Source organism: Roseibium sp. (assembly GCF_048260565.1).
Classification (GTDB): Bacteria; Pseudomonadota; Alphaproteobacteria; order Rhizobiales; family Stappiaceae; genus Roseibium.
Genome location: NZ_JBLXGP010000019.1, coordinates 36,234 through 51,578, shown reverse-complemented (window position 1 = coordinate 51,578; position 15,345 = coordinate 36,234). Strand labels below are relative to the sequence as shown.

General features: G+C 59.0%; 10 protein-coding genes. 8 read left to right on the top strand and 2 right to left on the bottom strand.

Annotation, left to right across the window (positions count from 1 at the left end):
- The 7 genes from ACN0SO_RS26025 (at position 1) to ACN0SO_RS25995 (ending at position 9,040) form a co-directional block, all read left to right on the top strand.
- Positions 1 to 1,068, top strand: a complete 1,068-nt coding sequence (locus tag ACN0SO_RS26025; RefSeq protein ID WP_417682627.1) for an AraC family transcriptional regulator — start codon at positions 1 to 3, stop codon at positions 1,066 to 1,068.
- A 181-nt stretch (positions 1,069 to 1,249) separates the two neighbouring features.
- On the top strand, positions 1,250 to 2,398 hold the full coding sequence (locus tag ACN0SO_RS26020) for an FAD-dependent monooxygenase (protein ID WP_417682625.1): 1,149 nt from the start codon (positions 1,250 to 1,252) through the stop codon (positions 2,396 to 2,398).
- A gap of 429 nt (positions 2,399 to 2,827) precedes the next feature.
- A complete protein-coding gene (locus ACN0SO_RS26015; protein ID WP_417682624.1) occupies positions 2,828 to 3,904 on the top strand; it encodes a hypothetical protein in 1,077 nt (358 codons plus the stop codon).
- A gap of 10 nt (positions 3,905 to 3,914) precedes the next feature.
- Positions 3,915 to 5,048 carry a hypothetical protein gene (locus tag ACN0SO_RS26010; RefSeq protein WP_417682623.1) on the top strand — a complete coding sequence of 378 codons (1,134 nt, stop codon included), beginning with the start codon at positions 3,915 to 3,917 and terminating at the stop codon, positions 5,046 to 5,048.
- Between the two features lie 10 nt (positions 5,049 to 5,058).
- Positions 5,059 to 7,005: an ATP-binding protein gene (locus ACN0SO_RS26005; RefSeq protein WP_417682621.1), complete on the top strand. Its 1,947-nt coding sequence runs from the start codon at positions 5,059 to 5,061 to the stop codon at positions 7,003 to 7,005.
- Positions 7,002 to 8,375: a DUF6638 family protein gene (locus tag ACN0SO_RS26000; RefSeq protein WP_417682619.1), complete on the top strand. Its 1,374-nt coding sequence runs from the start codon at positions 7,002 to 7,004 to the stop codon at positions 8,373 to 8,375. The genes ACN0SO_RS26005 and ACN0SO_RS26000 overlap by 4 nt, the downstream gene beginning before the upstream one ends.
- On the top strand, positions 8,372 to 9,040 hold the full coding sequence (locus ACN0SO_RS25995; RefSeq protein ID WP_417682617.1) for a DUF1523 family protein: 669 nt from the start codon (positions 8,372 to 8,374) through the stop codon (positions 9,038 to 9,040). The genes ACN0SO_RS26000 and ACN0SO_RS25995 overlap by 4 nt, the downstream gene beginning before the upstream one ends.
- Positions 9,041 to 9,576: 536 nt before the next feature.
- On the opposite strand, the gene ACN0SO_RS25990 is transcribed toward ACN0SO_RS25995, so the two are convergent.
- Both ACN0SO_RS25990 and ACN0SO_RS25985 read right to left on the bottom strand, forming a co-directional pair.
- Entirely contained in the window at positions 9,577 to 12,171 is a 2,595-nt protein-coding gene (locus tag ACN0SO_RS25990; protein ID WP_417682615.1) for an EAL and GGDEF domain-containing protein, read from the bottom strand.
- A gap of 662 nt (positions 12,172 to 12,833) precedes the next feature.
- A complete protein-coding gene (locus ACN0SO_RS25985; RefSeq protein ID WP_417682613.1) occupies positions 12,834 to 13,811 on the bottom strand; it encodes an NAD(P)H-binding protein in 978 nt (325 codons plus the stop codon).
- 322 nt (positions 13,812 to 14,133) lie between these two features.
- Here ACN0SO_RS25985 and ACN0SO_RS25980 point away from each other — a divergent pair, with 322 nt between their 5' ends.
- Positions 14,134 to 15,330 (top strand): mandelate racemase/muconate lactonizing enzyme family protein, encoded by a 1,197-nt coding sequence (locus ACN0SO_RS25980; protein ID WP_417682611.1) that lies wholly within the window; start codon positions 14,134 to 14,136, stop codon positions 15,328 to 15,330.
- Positions 15,331 to 15,345 lie beyond the last annotated feature (15 nt).

The window sequence follows — 15,345 nt, the reverse complement described above, 5'->3', positions numbered from 1 at the left end:
GTGGCCGCATCGGAAGACATCGATCTTGCGCGCTTCGGCCGCTCGGGCTGGAATCCGTTTTCGAAACCGCACTTCATAACCAGCGATTATCGCATCGCTCAGGATTACCTCGAGAAATCGAGCAATGGGCTCTTCCAGCTATCGGTTCCCCAAAACGAGCGGTTTCGCAGATACAGTTCGAAAGCACGCCTCCTGGGCGAGAGCCGCGTCACCCTCGTCAACATCGACAGCGAAGCCGGATACCGGATCGAGATGAACGCCGACCCGGACCTGATCTATGTCCAGGTCCTCTTGCAAGGCTCCGCCCTGTACCAACAGCGCTCCACACGGGTCGAGGGGCGAAGTGCCCAGCTGGTCCTGCAGGAGGCACGCGCAATAACGCGCAAGGACTGGGGTGGACCGACCCAGCTCATGGCCTTCCGGCTCAGCCGCCGCGCCCTCGAACGCCTGGCCGCCCAGACGATGGGCGCCTTGGGATCCCGTCCCCTGGACTTCGACACGATCCAGGTGATCGACCTGGAGCGCGTGCCGACCCTTTGGCACCATATGATGATGATCTACAACGATCTGCAGGAGCCGAAACCGTTCCTGACCGGTCCGAGCGCGGAGCATGCCGAGCAAATTCTCCTGCACCTTCTGCTTCAGTCCATTCCGAACAGTCACAGCGGCATACAATTGTCCGTGCCCGCCCAAACCGCCGCACCATACTATGTTCGCCGGGTCGAGACCTTCATCCGTGAACACGCCCGGGAACAGATCGACATCGAAGACATGATCCGGGCGGCCGGCGTGAGTGCAAGGTCCGTCTATCTCGGGTTTCGAAGGTTCCGCAACACGACGCCGATGGCCTATCTGAAAGAGGTCCGCCTCAATCTCGCGCGCCAGGCTTTGCTCGAGGCACCCGCGCACAAAGCCATGCCAGTCACAGGGATTGCGCTGGATTGCGGCTATGAAAGCCCGAGCCAGTTTTCCCGCGATTACCGGGCACGGTTTCATGAAACTCCGACAGAAACCGTTCGGCGCGCCTCGCGTTCCGAGACCCTTTCCCGCGACGACGCGGCCGGCTGATCTTCGTTCCACGGCGCGAAACGGAAACGGGTCTTGCCGAACGTTTCAAAGGCCGCCCTTCGATTGCACTGGGGCGCAAACCCTTGCAGCCGGTGAAAAGACACCCGTCTCCGCAATGATAGTATCGGCGATCCAACGACTGGCCCTGATCGGCCCTTGCATCGATCTGGTGGAGAAAGACGTGTACGCAAAGAAAATCATCGTCATCGGCGCCGGAATCGGCGGGCTCGCCGCGGCTCTGGGTCTTCAACGCCGGGGCTTCAAGGTCGCCGTCTACGAGCGCGCGCGGGAAATTCGCGAAGTCGGAGCGGGCCTGATCGTCACCGCCAATGCGCGCCGCGCGCTCCATGATCTGGGTGTCGACGAGGAGCTTGAGCGAATTTCAAGTTGCGTCCCGATCATGTACACCTGCAACTACCAGACCGGCGAGATACTCCGGGAACATCCGAATGCCGGCATCCGCGAAAAATACGGCTTCGCCACTCTTCAGGTTCACCGCGCGGATCTGCACACCCTCCTCATGAACGCCGTAGCCGCCAACGACGCGGACGCCCTTCGCCCCGGACATGACTTCGTCGACCTCGACGAGACCGAAACCAGCGTCACGGTCCGCTTCGCGAACGGAGCGGAAGACAGCGGCGATGCGCTCATCGGCGCGGACGGAAACGCCTCGGCCATTCGCGCGCTCCTTTTCCCCGGCGTTGCAACGACGTTCAACGGCCAGGTTGCCTTCCGGGCTCTTCTCCCGGCGAACGTGGTGCCGGACCGGGTCAACGAGATCGGACAGGGCATGTATGCCGGTCCGCAGAGATACATCCTTCACTACCCGTTGCGTGGCGGCCGCATCATGAACATCATCGGATGCGGGCAGGCGACGGATTGGGAGGAAGAAGGCTGGGCGATCCCCGCGGCGAATGACGAATTCGCGAAGGCCTATTCCGACTTCGCCCCGCACCTGCTTGAGATGATCGGGAACATTCCCGAAGGCGGGCTTTTCAAATGGGGGCTGCGGGACCGCGAGCCGCTGGCGACCTGGACGACGGACCGCGTGGGAATGCTCGGCGACGCGGCCCACCCCATGACCCCCTTCCTGGGTCAGGGCGCCTGCCTCGCGATCGAGGACGCGATGCTGCTGGCACGCGCCTTCGCAGCCTCCCAGAGCGTGAAAGAGGCCCTCGTCCGTTACGAGGGCGCGCGAAAGGAGCGCGGTAACGGCGTGCAATTGATGTCCCTGGAAGAAGGACGCGCGCTGCAAGACCCGAGAATCCCCCGAAGAACCGCGGTCGATCGCGGACTGCTCAAATACGACCCGGTGACCGTGCCGGTCTGAACGTCTGCCGCTCACACGGATCGCGCCGGCTTGTCGAACATTTCCTGCGCGCGCCTGTAAAGAACGCAACGCGTTCCTCATGTCTCCGGTACGCTCTGCGACCCGGACCCTGGGGCGGGCACGATTCACTGAACGCTTGAAATGGACGGCAGACGGCCGCCTCGCCCCTCGGCCGGCTGTTCGTCATCGGTAGGCGCCCGATACCCGTTTCGACACGACCAATTCGATGTCGGGACAGGAAATCTCTGTCGGGACATCCCGGCCCGCGCCCGCGATGGGACCGGGGTGGCGTCCTCCCTCAAAAATGACAATCTTCGCCAGCCGACAACCTGGTCTTTACATCCCGCGCGCAGGCTGCATAACAGTTGTAATTCAAGAAATCGCCGCTAAGTATTCTTTACATGGTTCAAGGACTTTCAGGATCTCTCAATGACCAACTTCAACGCGCAAATCGAAAAATCCAAGCAGGACGTTGCTGCTGCCCGGCAGAAGATTGACGAGCTGACCGGCAAGATCGAAGCGGCGCATACCAAGCTCAAGACAGGCCAGGATATCTCGGTCGATATCGAGAATGCGACCCTTGAGGATGTGCACGCTCACACGGAGCTGATGGGCGCGAACATTGCCGAGTTGATCATGGGGCTCGACGATGTCACCGCCGAATTCTCCAAGGATTTCGACGCCATGCGGTCGAAGACCGGCTGGGAATCCTTTATCGGCATCTTCTCGAAGGCCCGCTCCGACAGCATTCGCCAGGAACGCATGCGCGCCGCCAGTATCGACGACAAGCTGCAGGACCTGATTTCCAAGTCGAACGTCATCGGCCAGTTGCTGCAGGAACAGCTTGCAACGCTGAACGACCACAGCAAGCGCGTGGAAGGCAATCTTACGGACACGCTGACCCAGCGCGAACAGGCCGTGGCGACCCTGGAAAACATCAAGCAGCAGCTCGTGGCGATGGACCCGGAAATCATCGCCCTTGAAAACAAGATTTCGATGGAAACCGATGCCGCGGCCCGGACCAAGCTGGAAAGCGAACTGGCGGCGAAGAATGCGGAATACAATCGCCTCGCCCAGGAAGAACAGGTCAAGCTCGCCGAAAGCCAGACCCTTGAGCGCTACATCGAAAAGGGCAAGACCTGGGTCGACAGCCTGCAGAACCAGGCCGCAACCCAGATGGTTCTGATCAACAAGCTGCAGACGGACACCAAGCAGCGCGTCGTTCTCTATGATGCCCTCGTCAAGTCGCTGAAGACCGCCCAGCAGCAGGATGTCGCGCACAAGATCAACGAGATCGGCGTCGCAACGGACAAGGAAGCCCAGTCTGCCATGGCCGCGATCGGCTCCGCCACGAACCAGCGCATGGCCGACATGATGGAAGCCCATGAAGACCACATGGTCTTTGCCCGGAAGGTTCTGGAGGAAAAGGCAAAGTCAGACGAACGTTTTGCCCGCCGTTTCGAGAAGATCGTCGAAAAGCACGACAAGAACGCCTATGGCGCTTGAGGGTTAAGCCTTGGACCTGACCCTGGACCACCGCAAGCTGGAAGAAGCGCATGAAACGCGGCGCTATTTCACCAAGTTCGAGCACATCATTTCTCATCTGCGAGCGGTCTCGGACAGCGTGGTGTCGGAAGACACCGCGCTGGAATCGGAAATCCCGATCCTGCAGGAGTATCTGACGGCCCTTGCCGGAACGTTTTCGGCCCTGTCTTTCAAGTATCTTCTGGCCAGCCGGGTATCGGGCATGATGCCCGACCAGCTGACCATCGACCTGCATGAAAGCGGGTTCCCGATCTTTCAGGAAATCCTGCAAATGGCGAATGACGCCATGCAGGTTCCCAACCACATGAAGTCCCTTCCTTCGATGAAGGAACTCAAGCAGGCGATGGTCAACCATATCCTGCGCGAACAGACCGTGCCGCTGAACCTGCAGTTCGCAGCCTCCCAGCGCCGCTACTACGAACAGATTGCAACCGGCCCGATTTTCTGGGCCCGGAATGACCCGCGGATCGTCTGGGCGGACGGCACCAACCCCAGCCGGCGGAACTACCGCATTCACTGGGCGGTTTATGACAGCCAGCAGAACATCCCGCTGATCTACGTGATGGATGTGGAAGACAGCGGCAGCCGTCCCCTGGCCCACGACCACCGTCGCTGGCCCCGGGCGCAAAGCCATCTGATGGCGCAATCATCCGCCGGGCTGAAGCTCGTGACGATTGCCGGCGGGTTCGACCGGGATTTCGACGACCTGCATCCGAAGCGGCTGAGACGTTTCTATGTCGGGCCGATGTACAGCCATACCTACACCCAGCAGTCCGGCCCGCTGCGCGAGGTTCTGGCCCAGGCGTCCGGCAAGCCCGGTGAGGACTGGGCCCTTGCCTGGACGACGGAAACGCTTCATTCCGCTTCCGTCACCCATGAACCCGCCGGATTTTTCAGCACCGTGGAACGGCAGGTCTATCAGTTGGACCCGTTTGCAGCGCAAGGGGACAATCCGCAGGATGCCGCCGGTCATACCCACCAGCAGCGCTCGATCATTCTGCCCCAACGCCCCTATCAGATCCTGGCGGAGCGCAATCCGGCAGGGTTCTCCGACATCCGCAAATACGCCGTGAGCCCTTCCGGCAAGATTATCAGTTACAAGTAGGTTCCAACCCGTGACACTTTCCACCGATCTCATGGAATTGAAGGAAGACCGGATCCGCGCGAAATATGCGCAGGCCGAGGCCATGCTGGAAGGGTTCGACCACACGCCCCGCATCGCCCGCAAGAGCGAGCCGGTCCGCGTAGAGGAACGCTCCCCCGGCCTTGGAACCCGGCGGCGGTTTCGCTCGACAACGCCGGGCCTGGTCACACGTTCCACGGCACGGCCGGAAGGTGTGCAGCTGGCGAACCGCATTCTCGAGAGCGATGACGATGTCCTGACCACACCCGTTCAGGCCAGTGTGCTGCGGGCGCTGCGCCGGTCTCTTTCGGTCGCACAGGTCGCCTCCGACCAGTTCGCCGAACAGTCCGGACTTGCCGATCTCAAGCGCAAGAACCTCGCCGGAATGCTGGATCCCGCACAGAAGACGCGGTTCCACGACCTCCTGAAGGCCTCCGCCCTGATCGTGCTTCATGTCTTTGCCAACATGAGCGATTTCCTTCTGGCCGACCTTGTCGGAGAAACACAGGACACCGAAGCGCAAAGCGGCGAGATCGAGGAAATTCTCATCGACAACGACCAGCTCGCCCTTCACGGCGTCCTGTGGGAACTGGAACAGGAAATTGCCGCCGGCGTGTCCAATGACGCGGAACTGGTGGCCGTGATCCGCTCCGCCTGCGAGCAGATCATGGAAAAGGTCGCGCTCAGAGCGGAAAGTGCGGCCCATCTCGACGCATTCAACGCGGCCCATTACCGGGTCGAGGCCGACAACTTCGACATCACCGGCTTCACGCCTGCCGCGCGGGCGAAGTCGACGACGCTCGCCATGGCCTTCAAGAAGCCTGAGGAAGTGATCGGCAACCACATTGCCAAGTATCAGGCCATGAAACTGGCCAAGATGCTGATGGCCTACGATTTCCAGCGCAAGCTGAACCCGTTCGCGGAGATTGGCGGCTTCATCTTCACCTTCATGGGCGACGGCAAGCCGGGAACGGGCAAGACGACCCTGATCCAGATGATGGCGGGACTGATCAGCGAGTATTGCAACAACGCCGGTTACGCCTTCCGCTACCAGAACCTGTCGACGGACAACATCGACAGCTATCAGGGCAAGTCCGGGCAGAACGCCAAGGCCTTCATCCGCAACATCATCGATCCCAATGTCATCGGCTTCGGCACGATCGACGATATCGACCAGTTGGCGGGCAAGCGCGGCGACCGTCAGTCATCGGCGGGCCAGCTGGAAATCACCGCCGTTCTGATGGAGAGCTTCGCCGGCGCCAACACGGTCGTGCGCGGCAACTGCACCTTCGGCATGTTCTCCAACTATCCGGAGAACGTGGACGACGCCCTGCGCCAGCGCGCCGGCGCCCGTTTTCTAGTCGACGGACCGCAATCGCGCGAGGACTATATCGACATCCTTCACCTGCTCATGGGCAAGAACCATTCGATCCCGGTCGGCGATCACCAGCTCTTCGAGGCGCAGGCCCTCAAGAAGGCCGTTGCGGCCTCCTATGACAGGCACTCCCGCCCCCAGGAAGACGGCCTGATCAGGGTATTCGAAAAGGTGCGCGCGGACATCGGCGACCTCGACACGATCGCAAAGCTCGGTACCTACCTGAAGGCCATCCAGGAAGCGGACGAACGGTTTACCGGGCGGGCCATCAAGAACATCACCGATGCCGTCAAGGTCCGGGCCATGGACTTCGAGCTTCCCGACGCGTGGATGGAAAACCCCGACCTGTTCCTGTTCAAGGACTACGACACCAAGAAGGCCATGATCGCCGATCTTGCCCGGCCGATCACGGTGGACATGGTCATCCAGGAAATCAACCGCTATGCGGACAGCGAGTTCCGCTATGCCGACAAGTCCGACGAGGTGGCCATCGAGAATGCCGTTCGCGAAATGCGGCGGATGGAAGAAGCCAAGCGCCGGTATATGGAAGCCAGCCGCCCATGATGAGGCTTGTCAAAAACGGCCTGATGTACGGCAACCTCCATGAGGTCCGCTCGCCGGCCATGGTGGAGCGATACAATCGCGCGATGGAACACCTCACGAGCCGTCGAACCGGGCTGAGCGAGTTCCACATCGACATTTCGGGGTTCTCGCCGGAAATCGGCGACGAGCTGGGCGACGACTATTACCTCAATCCGAACGGTTGCAATCGCCAGTTCATCCTGCTGTCGCCGGAGCAGAAAACCGCTCCTCTTCTGAACGCGCGGTTCTCGACCTCCCGCAAGATCATCCGCGGCTACATCGACCGGAACGAAGAGCAGCTGTTTGCCCTGACGGCCCGCGACGTGGTCGTCGGCGAGCTGGTCAATTCGGTTCTCGTCCTGAAGAAACCGAAAGACCTGTTCTACATTCGCGATATCGTCGTCGAGGCAGACACACTCGGCGGCCATGCCGAGGCAAGTGACGAGCTGGCGGGCAGGATCGACCGCTTCATGGAAGAAGAAGATGCCTGGTGGGACGATGTCCTGATCTCAGAGATGATCCAGCTGGCCCGCCAGACCGGCGATATCGTTCGCTCGCCGGTCAAGCTCACACCCCAGAGCTTCACCCAGAAGAACTTCTACACCAGTCATTTCGGCGGGCTCTACGTCTTCCAGGACGTCAGCCAGCCGGCCTGTATTTCCGTGTGGGCAGACAAGCCGGGGGACGACCTCCCGGTCAACGAAACCTTCAGCCTGACGGATCCCGTGGCCGTTGCCGCTTTCCTGTCCGTCAATGGACTGGTCGAACCGTTGACGAACAAGTGGGTTCCGAACAGCCTTAGCATCATCAAGCAGAAACTCGACTTCATCGCCATAGACACGGCCGCGAACGAAGGCGAAGACCTCTCCCATGTCTCGCGCCGTGACCTGCGAAACCTGAAGCGCAAGTATCATGACCGGATGCCGGACGTTTATCACGCGCTCACGCAGGTCTGGCTGAGCCTGAAGACAGGCGGAAAGCTGCCGACGGTGCCGGTCACCGATCCGGCCTATTTCTATCTGCTCAGAGCCCAGAACCATGCGGACAGGGATCTGGTGAACATGCTGCTCGCCCAACTGACGCCGCTCGATTTCCGCCAGCTTTTCATCTGCCACAAGGATGCGTTCTACGCCGCCTACAAGACCTGGCATGACCAGAAGAGGACCTATGTCGCCAAGTTCCTGGCCGAGGAATACGTGGTCGACAAGGTCGGCACCCGCGAGGAACTGTTCGGCCCGGAACCTGCGATGGACTCCGATTATGTCGACCTCGGACTTGGCCCGAACATCGGCCCTTGGGGCCGGTTCCCGCGCGGCGGGGATCAGGACAGCTATGAGGAGAAGGACCGATGAAAGTGATCAAGTGGATTGTCGGCATCCCGCTCCTTCTGATCGTGCTCGCCTTTGCCCATTACACCCTGCCCAGCCGGGATATCGTCCGCATCGTAGGCACTGACGTAAAGCGCATGGATATCGGTTCGTCCTCCTGGTTCTGGGCGGCCCCGGACGCAGGCACCAACTCCAACTGGACCCGTGATGTCCGCTTCATCAACACGGTCTGGCCGGACGGAAAACCGCGCGTCTACCGGAACGAGGACACCGACTGGGGCTGGCCGCCCTACTTCAAGTTCGACAGCAGCAACATCACCGCCCAGGCCCAGGACCTGGCAAAGAAGCCGGGCGATGTCTGGGTGGCCGTGACCCACTACGGCTGGCGGATCAAGCTGTTCACGATTTTCCCGAACGCCATCTCGATCAGCCAGGTCGAAGGACCTGACGTGTTCCTCATCCCCTGGTTCAACATCCTGTTCTTCATCGTGGTGGCCGCCATCCTGTTTGTCACGGTGCGTGCGATCTCCGTCTTCAAACGCATGCGGGTCGATCCGATCGTGGATGGCATCGACGACTTCATCGACGACGTGGGCGAGAATGCCGAACAGACCCATTCAAAGGTCAAAGAGAACGTGACGACCGCAACCTCCGGCTTCCGCCGCTGGCTCAAGCGCTGGTTCGGTTAAAACCCGGAAAGTGCCTGTGCTATCCTGCTCATCGAAATTGATTGGGAAGCAAAAGGCAGGGTGATGTCCAAAATGAAAGGTCGGCCGACACCGCCCGGCGCCTGGACTTGTTCCCGTGAATGGGGCACTGCATGACGGACGAAGAATCTACACCCAGGTTAAAACGTAGACTTGGCGACTATTGGTTCTTTTATGGAGACTTCGTCATAATAATAATCGTTTTCTGGATAATATTTTTTATTTTTAAATACTATGAAGTCGAATCGAAATATCTTCCTAAAGCTCTATACGCCCTGATAGCAGGAACTGCATATGTAATATTCTCATTCTTCCGCGTCTTGATGCGCAAGAAACTTGATAACGACATGCTCCCCTGATGGTCCATGTTTACACTTTAGCGCTGTTCACGGCCTTCAAGTTAAACCGTCTTTTGACCGCCCCGGCTGATGTCCGTGTGGACGATTGCACCATGATGTCTGTGCTCGTTTTAGAGCCTCGGGCGATAACTTTGAGGGCACTGGCACCACGCTCTCGCTCTAGGCCGAACCGTCTGATCCGGCACTCAGCAATGAGGGCTGAGGGAGGAAACCCGCTATCAGCTCGAAAAGGCTCTCAGCCGGCATTGGACGATGCCAAAAGTAGCCTTGGCCCTCGTCGCAGCCGAGTTCGGTAAGCCATGCGGCGATTTCCGCGGTCTCGATGCCCTCGGCCACTGTCTTCAATCCCAGGCTCTGCGCCATTGTCAGAATCGTGCGCACAAGAACTCCCTGTTTGCCGCCTTTTTCGAGTTCGCGAATGAAGGATTGATCGATCTTGAGCCCGGAAATGGGAAACTTCTGGAGATAGCTCAGTGACGAATACCCGGTACCGAAATCATCCAGTGAAACGGTAATGCCGAGTTGGGAGATACTGTTCAGGGTTTCGATGATGGCTGCATCGTCAATAAGAAGCAGGCTTTCCGTAATTTCCAGTTCCAGCCAGGACGCTTTGCAGCCTGTTTCCTCCAGGCAACGGCCCAAAGTGCCGAGGAAGCCGCCATATAGCAGTTGTCGGGCGGACACGTTCACAGCGATCACAAACGGATCGGTTCTGCTTCGATTGCATTCGACGGCGACCTCGCAGGACTGCTTCAGAATACGTCGTCCAATCTCGATGATTTGTCCGGTCTCTTCGGCAATCGTGATGAACTCGGCCGGCGGGATCATCCCCTTTTCCGGGTGGGTCCAGCGGCAAAGCGCTTCCGCACCGTGCAGTTCCAGGGTCCCCAAATCGATTTTGGGCTGGAAATGGGCAAGGAACTGATCCGAGCGCAGGCCTTCGTTGATCATCGCTTCCATTTCAAAGCGTTTGTTGATCGTTCGGCTCATGTCCTCGTCATACCGGCAGTAACGGCCGCGACCCAGTGCCTTGGCCGCGTACAGCGCTATGTCGGAATGTCGGAAGAGTGCCGAGGGGCAGGAACTGTCGTCCGGCCCGATCGTAATCCCGATGCTTATGGAAACATTGATAGTATTATCGCCCAATACCATCGGCATGCTGGCTTCCTGGATTATCCGCTCGGCCAGTGCCTCCGCACATTCGGGGGTATCCAGGTCTGACAGAATGAGCGCGAATTCGTCCCCCCCGAGCCTTCCGATCCAGGCCGCGGACGCGGCGACCTCTTCCAGCCGCCAGGCCATGACCTGCAGGAGTTCGTCGCCCGCGGTATGTCCAAGCGTGTCGTTGATCGTCTTCAGGCGATCGATATCCAAGGTCAGCAGCGCTATCTTTTTTCCCTTCGCGATAGTGCTTTCCAACTGTTCGGTCAAAGTTGTCGTGAATGTTGTCCGGTTGGCCAAACCCGTGAGGTGGTCGGTATAGGCAAGCCGGCGCAGTTCCTGCTCGTTCAATTTCAGTTGACGTTCCGCGATTTTGGTCTCGGTGATATCGCGACCGACGCCGACGACCGAAGTCGTTTGGCCATTGTCGTCAAACTCGGGAAACAGCCGTAATTCAAAGACAATCTCATCCCCGTTTGGAGACTTGAGGATTATTTCCGTTTGTTGCGGTTTGCCGTATTCCAGAACCTCCGACACGACGTTTCGCAGGTCGGCGAAGACAGCCTTGTTCGCGTGTAGCTTCTGTCTGTCTTCCATCAAGGCGACTGGATCGAGGCCGAGCCGTTCTTTCAAGGTATGGCGAACAGCAGCGTTCATATAAACCGGTTTCGCGCTGGCGTCATAACGGATCAGGCAGTCGGGCAAATGCTCCGCCAGAAGGCGGTACTCCCGCTCCCGCGTGCGCAATTCATTCTCGAGTTTGCGCTGATTGGTTATATTTCGAGCCAATCCCAGCAGCCCGGAGACCTCGCCCGCACTATCCCGGATGGCGATTTTCTGGACTTCGTAGAACCGGGTTTCGTTGTTCTCATCTTGCGGGATTTCCAGCTGGAAGCGAACGGGTTCGGTTGAGGTGAGGGCTTGCTCATCCGTCTTCCGGTGGATTTCATAGATTTCGCCCTCAGAAAGGTCAGAGGCCTTTCCACCCAGTGCGCTGTTACGCGCAATCCGGTTAAAGCGATCGAATTCTTCATTACACAGCAGGTAACGACCTTCGGTATTCTTAACCCAGAATATATCCGGCAGAACCCGGACTGCCGCGTGCAACTGATCCTCGGCTTCGGCGACAGCGGCCTTCAATCGCTCGATATTGGCTATATTCCGGCCATAACCAATCACATACATCGTCTCCCCGGAGCTGCTTAGGGCAGGTACCAGGTTGATGATATGGACCTCAGCCTTGCCATCGGCGTCTTCGAGCGGGATTTCCAGGGCTGTTGGCCGGGCTTTAGCCGCGGTTTCCTGGATGGAGGCCTGGAGACTGGAAAAGTCGGCGTGATGGGAAATATCGCCGACGACCTTGCCGTAGATTTCCTCAAAATCCGTGCCGAAATAGGATTGCAGTGCGGGGTTCGCCAGGAGGACGCGGCCTTCGCAATCGAAGACGCCGATATTACTCGGCGCCGAGGCAAAGGCCACCTGCATGATTCGACCGCAATCAAGCTTCGCGGCTAAAGCATCGGTCCCGGTTTTTTGCCCGGCTTTCGAGACTCCAAGAAGCGGGCAGCTCGGCCTTTGTCCATTTTCGGGCATTGTCACCCTGTGCAACTTTGGGTTTTTCTCCTAAATATTGGGAGAAATACTTATTTTGTTCAGAATTAATATTTGTGCGATAAATGTATTAATAATATTTCAATGAGCGCACGCTGCACTCATTGAAGGTTCCGCTAAGGCATGGAAACTCCTATCGATCGATCCGCTTGCGGCCCAGCCAACATCGCCTGCGGTTGCCTCTTCCTGGTCGCACATGGCGATCATCCTGCGAAATGACTTCATCTCGGAGGCATGGGTTACACCCTCGTGCTGAACGGGTTGTCGATTGGCGGTCGTATTCTCTGCTCCAGGTCGATGTATCCCAGAGCATAGCTCATGGCGCTGATGAGCCAAATGTCATCGCCGGCTTCCTCGATCCAGAGCGGGACTGGACTGTCCCGGATCAGAATTGGTCTCTTAAATTTGCCAAATTGGATATATCGACCAGTCCATTGTCTTCTTAGCTTTCCTTAGAGCATCGGCCGACCTTGGCCGAGATGTCCGGAACGCCCTCCCGGCGACAGCCCCATTTCAAGGCCGGCGACCTGATGCTTTCTCAGCGCCCGGAAAAGAAGCCGTTCCACAAACGCAGGCACCTCTTTCCAGATGAACGAAGGCCAATTCCGAAGCTTTTCCGCAATTCAGGATCTGTTGCCAGCGCTTCAAAAACCGCTGCTTTCGATAATGTGATCGATCAGACGGTCAAGCTGCTCATCCTGCCGTTGAAGCCCGCGCGAACGCTGGTGGAAACAGCGGACGGGCTCATTCAGGATAACATCCAGATCACCTGCCATTTCAACGTCGCCAACGATCCGCCGAAGAGCGCTGTTGTCGAACGTGGTCGGCCAGATCTTGTCGCCCAGAAGCGGCTCACGCCAGGCGGGATGGACCTGGGCAAGCGTTTCGGCCGGTATATGGACGATATGCGCCTCGTGACCAAGCATATCCCCCAGCGCGCGGTAGATATCGGTCCAGCTGTGCCCCTGATCTGACGCGATGTGCACGGCTTTGCCCAAAGCCTCTTTGCACCCCAAGAGCCGGACAAAGGGCACCGCGAAGTCGACCGCGCGCGTCAATGTCCAGGGGACATTGCCTTCGCCGGCGACAATCACGGGGCGGTTCTGCACCATCCGCCGGCCGATCACATCGCCTTCAAACATCATCGTGGGCAGGCGTGTTCTGAGCGTATGGGCAGGACGGACAATGGTAAAATCCAGCCCTGTTTGCGCCATTAGCAAATCCTCGCAGGCAATCTTGCCTTGCGCATAGTCCCAGACCGCGTTGGCGCGCACTGCGTCTTCGGTCAGGGCGGATGTTACCGACCGCCGATCATACACACAGGCTGAGGAGACGAAGATATATTGCGCAGTCTTGCCCGCAAAAAGGGCCATGTCGCGTCTGATCTGTTCGGGTGCCAGCGCCAGAAACTGGCAGACCACATCAAAATGGCGCTCCCCCAGTTCGTCGTAGACATCGCCACTTTCCAGGTCACCCGCAATCAGCTCGACAGCCGGGGGCAAGTCTTCGCAATGGCGGCCCCGATTGAAGACGGACACCCTGTGCCCGGCCGCAACCGCCTCGCGGACGCAAGCAAGCGACAGTTCGCCTGTGCCTCCAATGAAGAGAACCTTCAAGGACATACCGGAGTTCCTTAGGGAAGGGCCTGATCAGACCCGCGTGGGTGGTTCGCTTTGATTGTTAATGACCGACAAGGTGTTGGTCTACCCGGGCAATGGTGTCCGATGACGGCAAGCGGCAAGCCAACACGCCGCGCGACCGTTTAAATCAGAAATCCAAGAGTACGCCTTACCCGCCCCGGATCGGAATTGGCCTCTTAAATTTGCCAAATTGGATATATCGGCCAGTCCATTGTCTTCATAGCTTTCCTTAGAGCATCGGCCGACCTTGGCCGAGATGTCCGGAACGCCCTCCAGGCGTCTGCCCCATTTCAAAGGATCGACCATGCAAGTGCTTGACCGCGTCGAACTCTATCTCGTGAAAACGCCGCTGCCGGCACCGCATGCGCCGTCCTGGATACCCGGCACGATCAGGACCCATGTCTCCATGTGTATTGTCCGGTTCATCACCGATGACGGTGTCGAGGGGTGGAGCGGTTTTCCGGCTGCCGGGCGCGAGCGCGCCGGGCTCGGCGACCTGCTGGCCGGTCTCTTTCTCGGTCAGGACGCAAACGATATCGACAATCTGGCAGAGCGCATCCAGATCATGGCGGCGGGCGGCAATTTCAACTGGTGGCTGGAGCCTGCCTTCTGGGACATCAAGGCGAAAACCGCCGGCCTGCCGCTCTACAAACTGCTTGGCGGAACCGACGACCGCATCAGGCTCTATGCCTCCTCCGGCGAACTTCGCGACCCCGGAGCCCGGCGCGAGGAAGCCGAGGCCCGGCTTGCCGAAGGCTTCGACACGATGAAAATCCGTGTCCACGACTTCGACGAGGCGGTTGATATCGAACACATATCCGACATCGCCACATATATGCAGGGACGGATGAAGATCTCCGTCGACTGCAATCAGGCCTTCCGCCTGACCCAGAACGGCGATGCGCCGCTGTGGTCGCTGGACCGCGCCAAATGCTTCGTGGATGCGGCCGCGGATGTCGGGCTTGCCTGGGTGGAGGAACCGCTGTTCGGCGAATGGCATGAGGAAATCGCCCGGCTGACGACCCATTCCCGCGTGCCCGTCGCCGGTGGCGAGCTGCACGTGATGGGCTACCGGGAACTTGCCCGGATGCTGAAGATGGGCTGCTACAATATTTATCAGCCGGACGCCATGTGGGCCGGCGGGGTCGCCCAGAGCCTCAAGGTCGCCGCGCTTTGCCGCGAACAGGGGGTGAAGTTCACGCCCCATTGCTGGTCGAACGGCTTCGGCTTCATCGTCAATGCCCATGTCTTTGCCGCCAGCGGCTTTGCCGGCGAGGCGCTTTTTGAATATCCGGTCTCGCCCCCCGGCTGGATTCCCGAAGGCCGCGACCTGATCTTCACCCAGCCGTTCCTGCACGAAAACGGCTGGTACGTGATGCCTGAAACACCGGGTCTCGGTTTCGAGATCGATCAGGAGGTCCTGGCAAAATACGGCCGCTGCTTCTTCAAGGCCGACCGCAAGTCCAGCCACTGGATGCCGGAAGCGCTGTCGGACTTTTGATCGCTATGCCGGGGT

Coding starts and splice junctions, on each gene's coding strand:
- ACN0SO_RS26015 (WP_417682624.1), top strand. CDS start 2,828: ATGACCAACTTCAACGCGCAAATCGAAAAATCCAAGCAGGACGTTGCT.
- ACN0SO_RS26000 (WP_417682619.1), top strand. CDS start 7,002: ATGATGAGGCTTGTCAAAAACGGCCTGATGTACGGCAACCTCCATGAG.
- ACN0SO_RS25995 (WP_417682617.1), top strand. CDS start 8,372: ATGAAAGTGATCAAGTGGATTGTCGGCATCCCGCTCCTTCTGATCGTG.
- ACN0SO_RS25990 (WP_417682615.1), bottom strand. CDS start 12,171: ATGCCCGAAAATGGACAAAGGCCGAGCTGCCCGCTTCTTGGAGTCTCG.
- ACN0SO_RS25985 (WP_417682613.1), bottom strand. CDS start 13,811: ATGTCCTTGAAGGTTCTCTTCATTGGAGGCACAGGCGAACTGTCGCTT.
- ACN0SO_RS25980 (WP_417682611.1), top strand. CDS start 14,134: ATGCAAGTGCTTGACCGCGTCGAACTCTATCTCGTGAAAACGCCGCTG.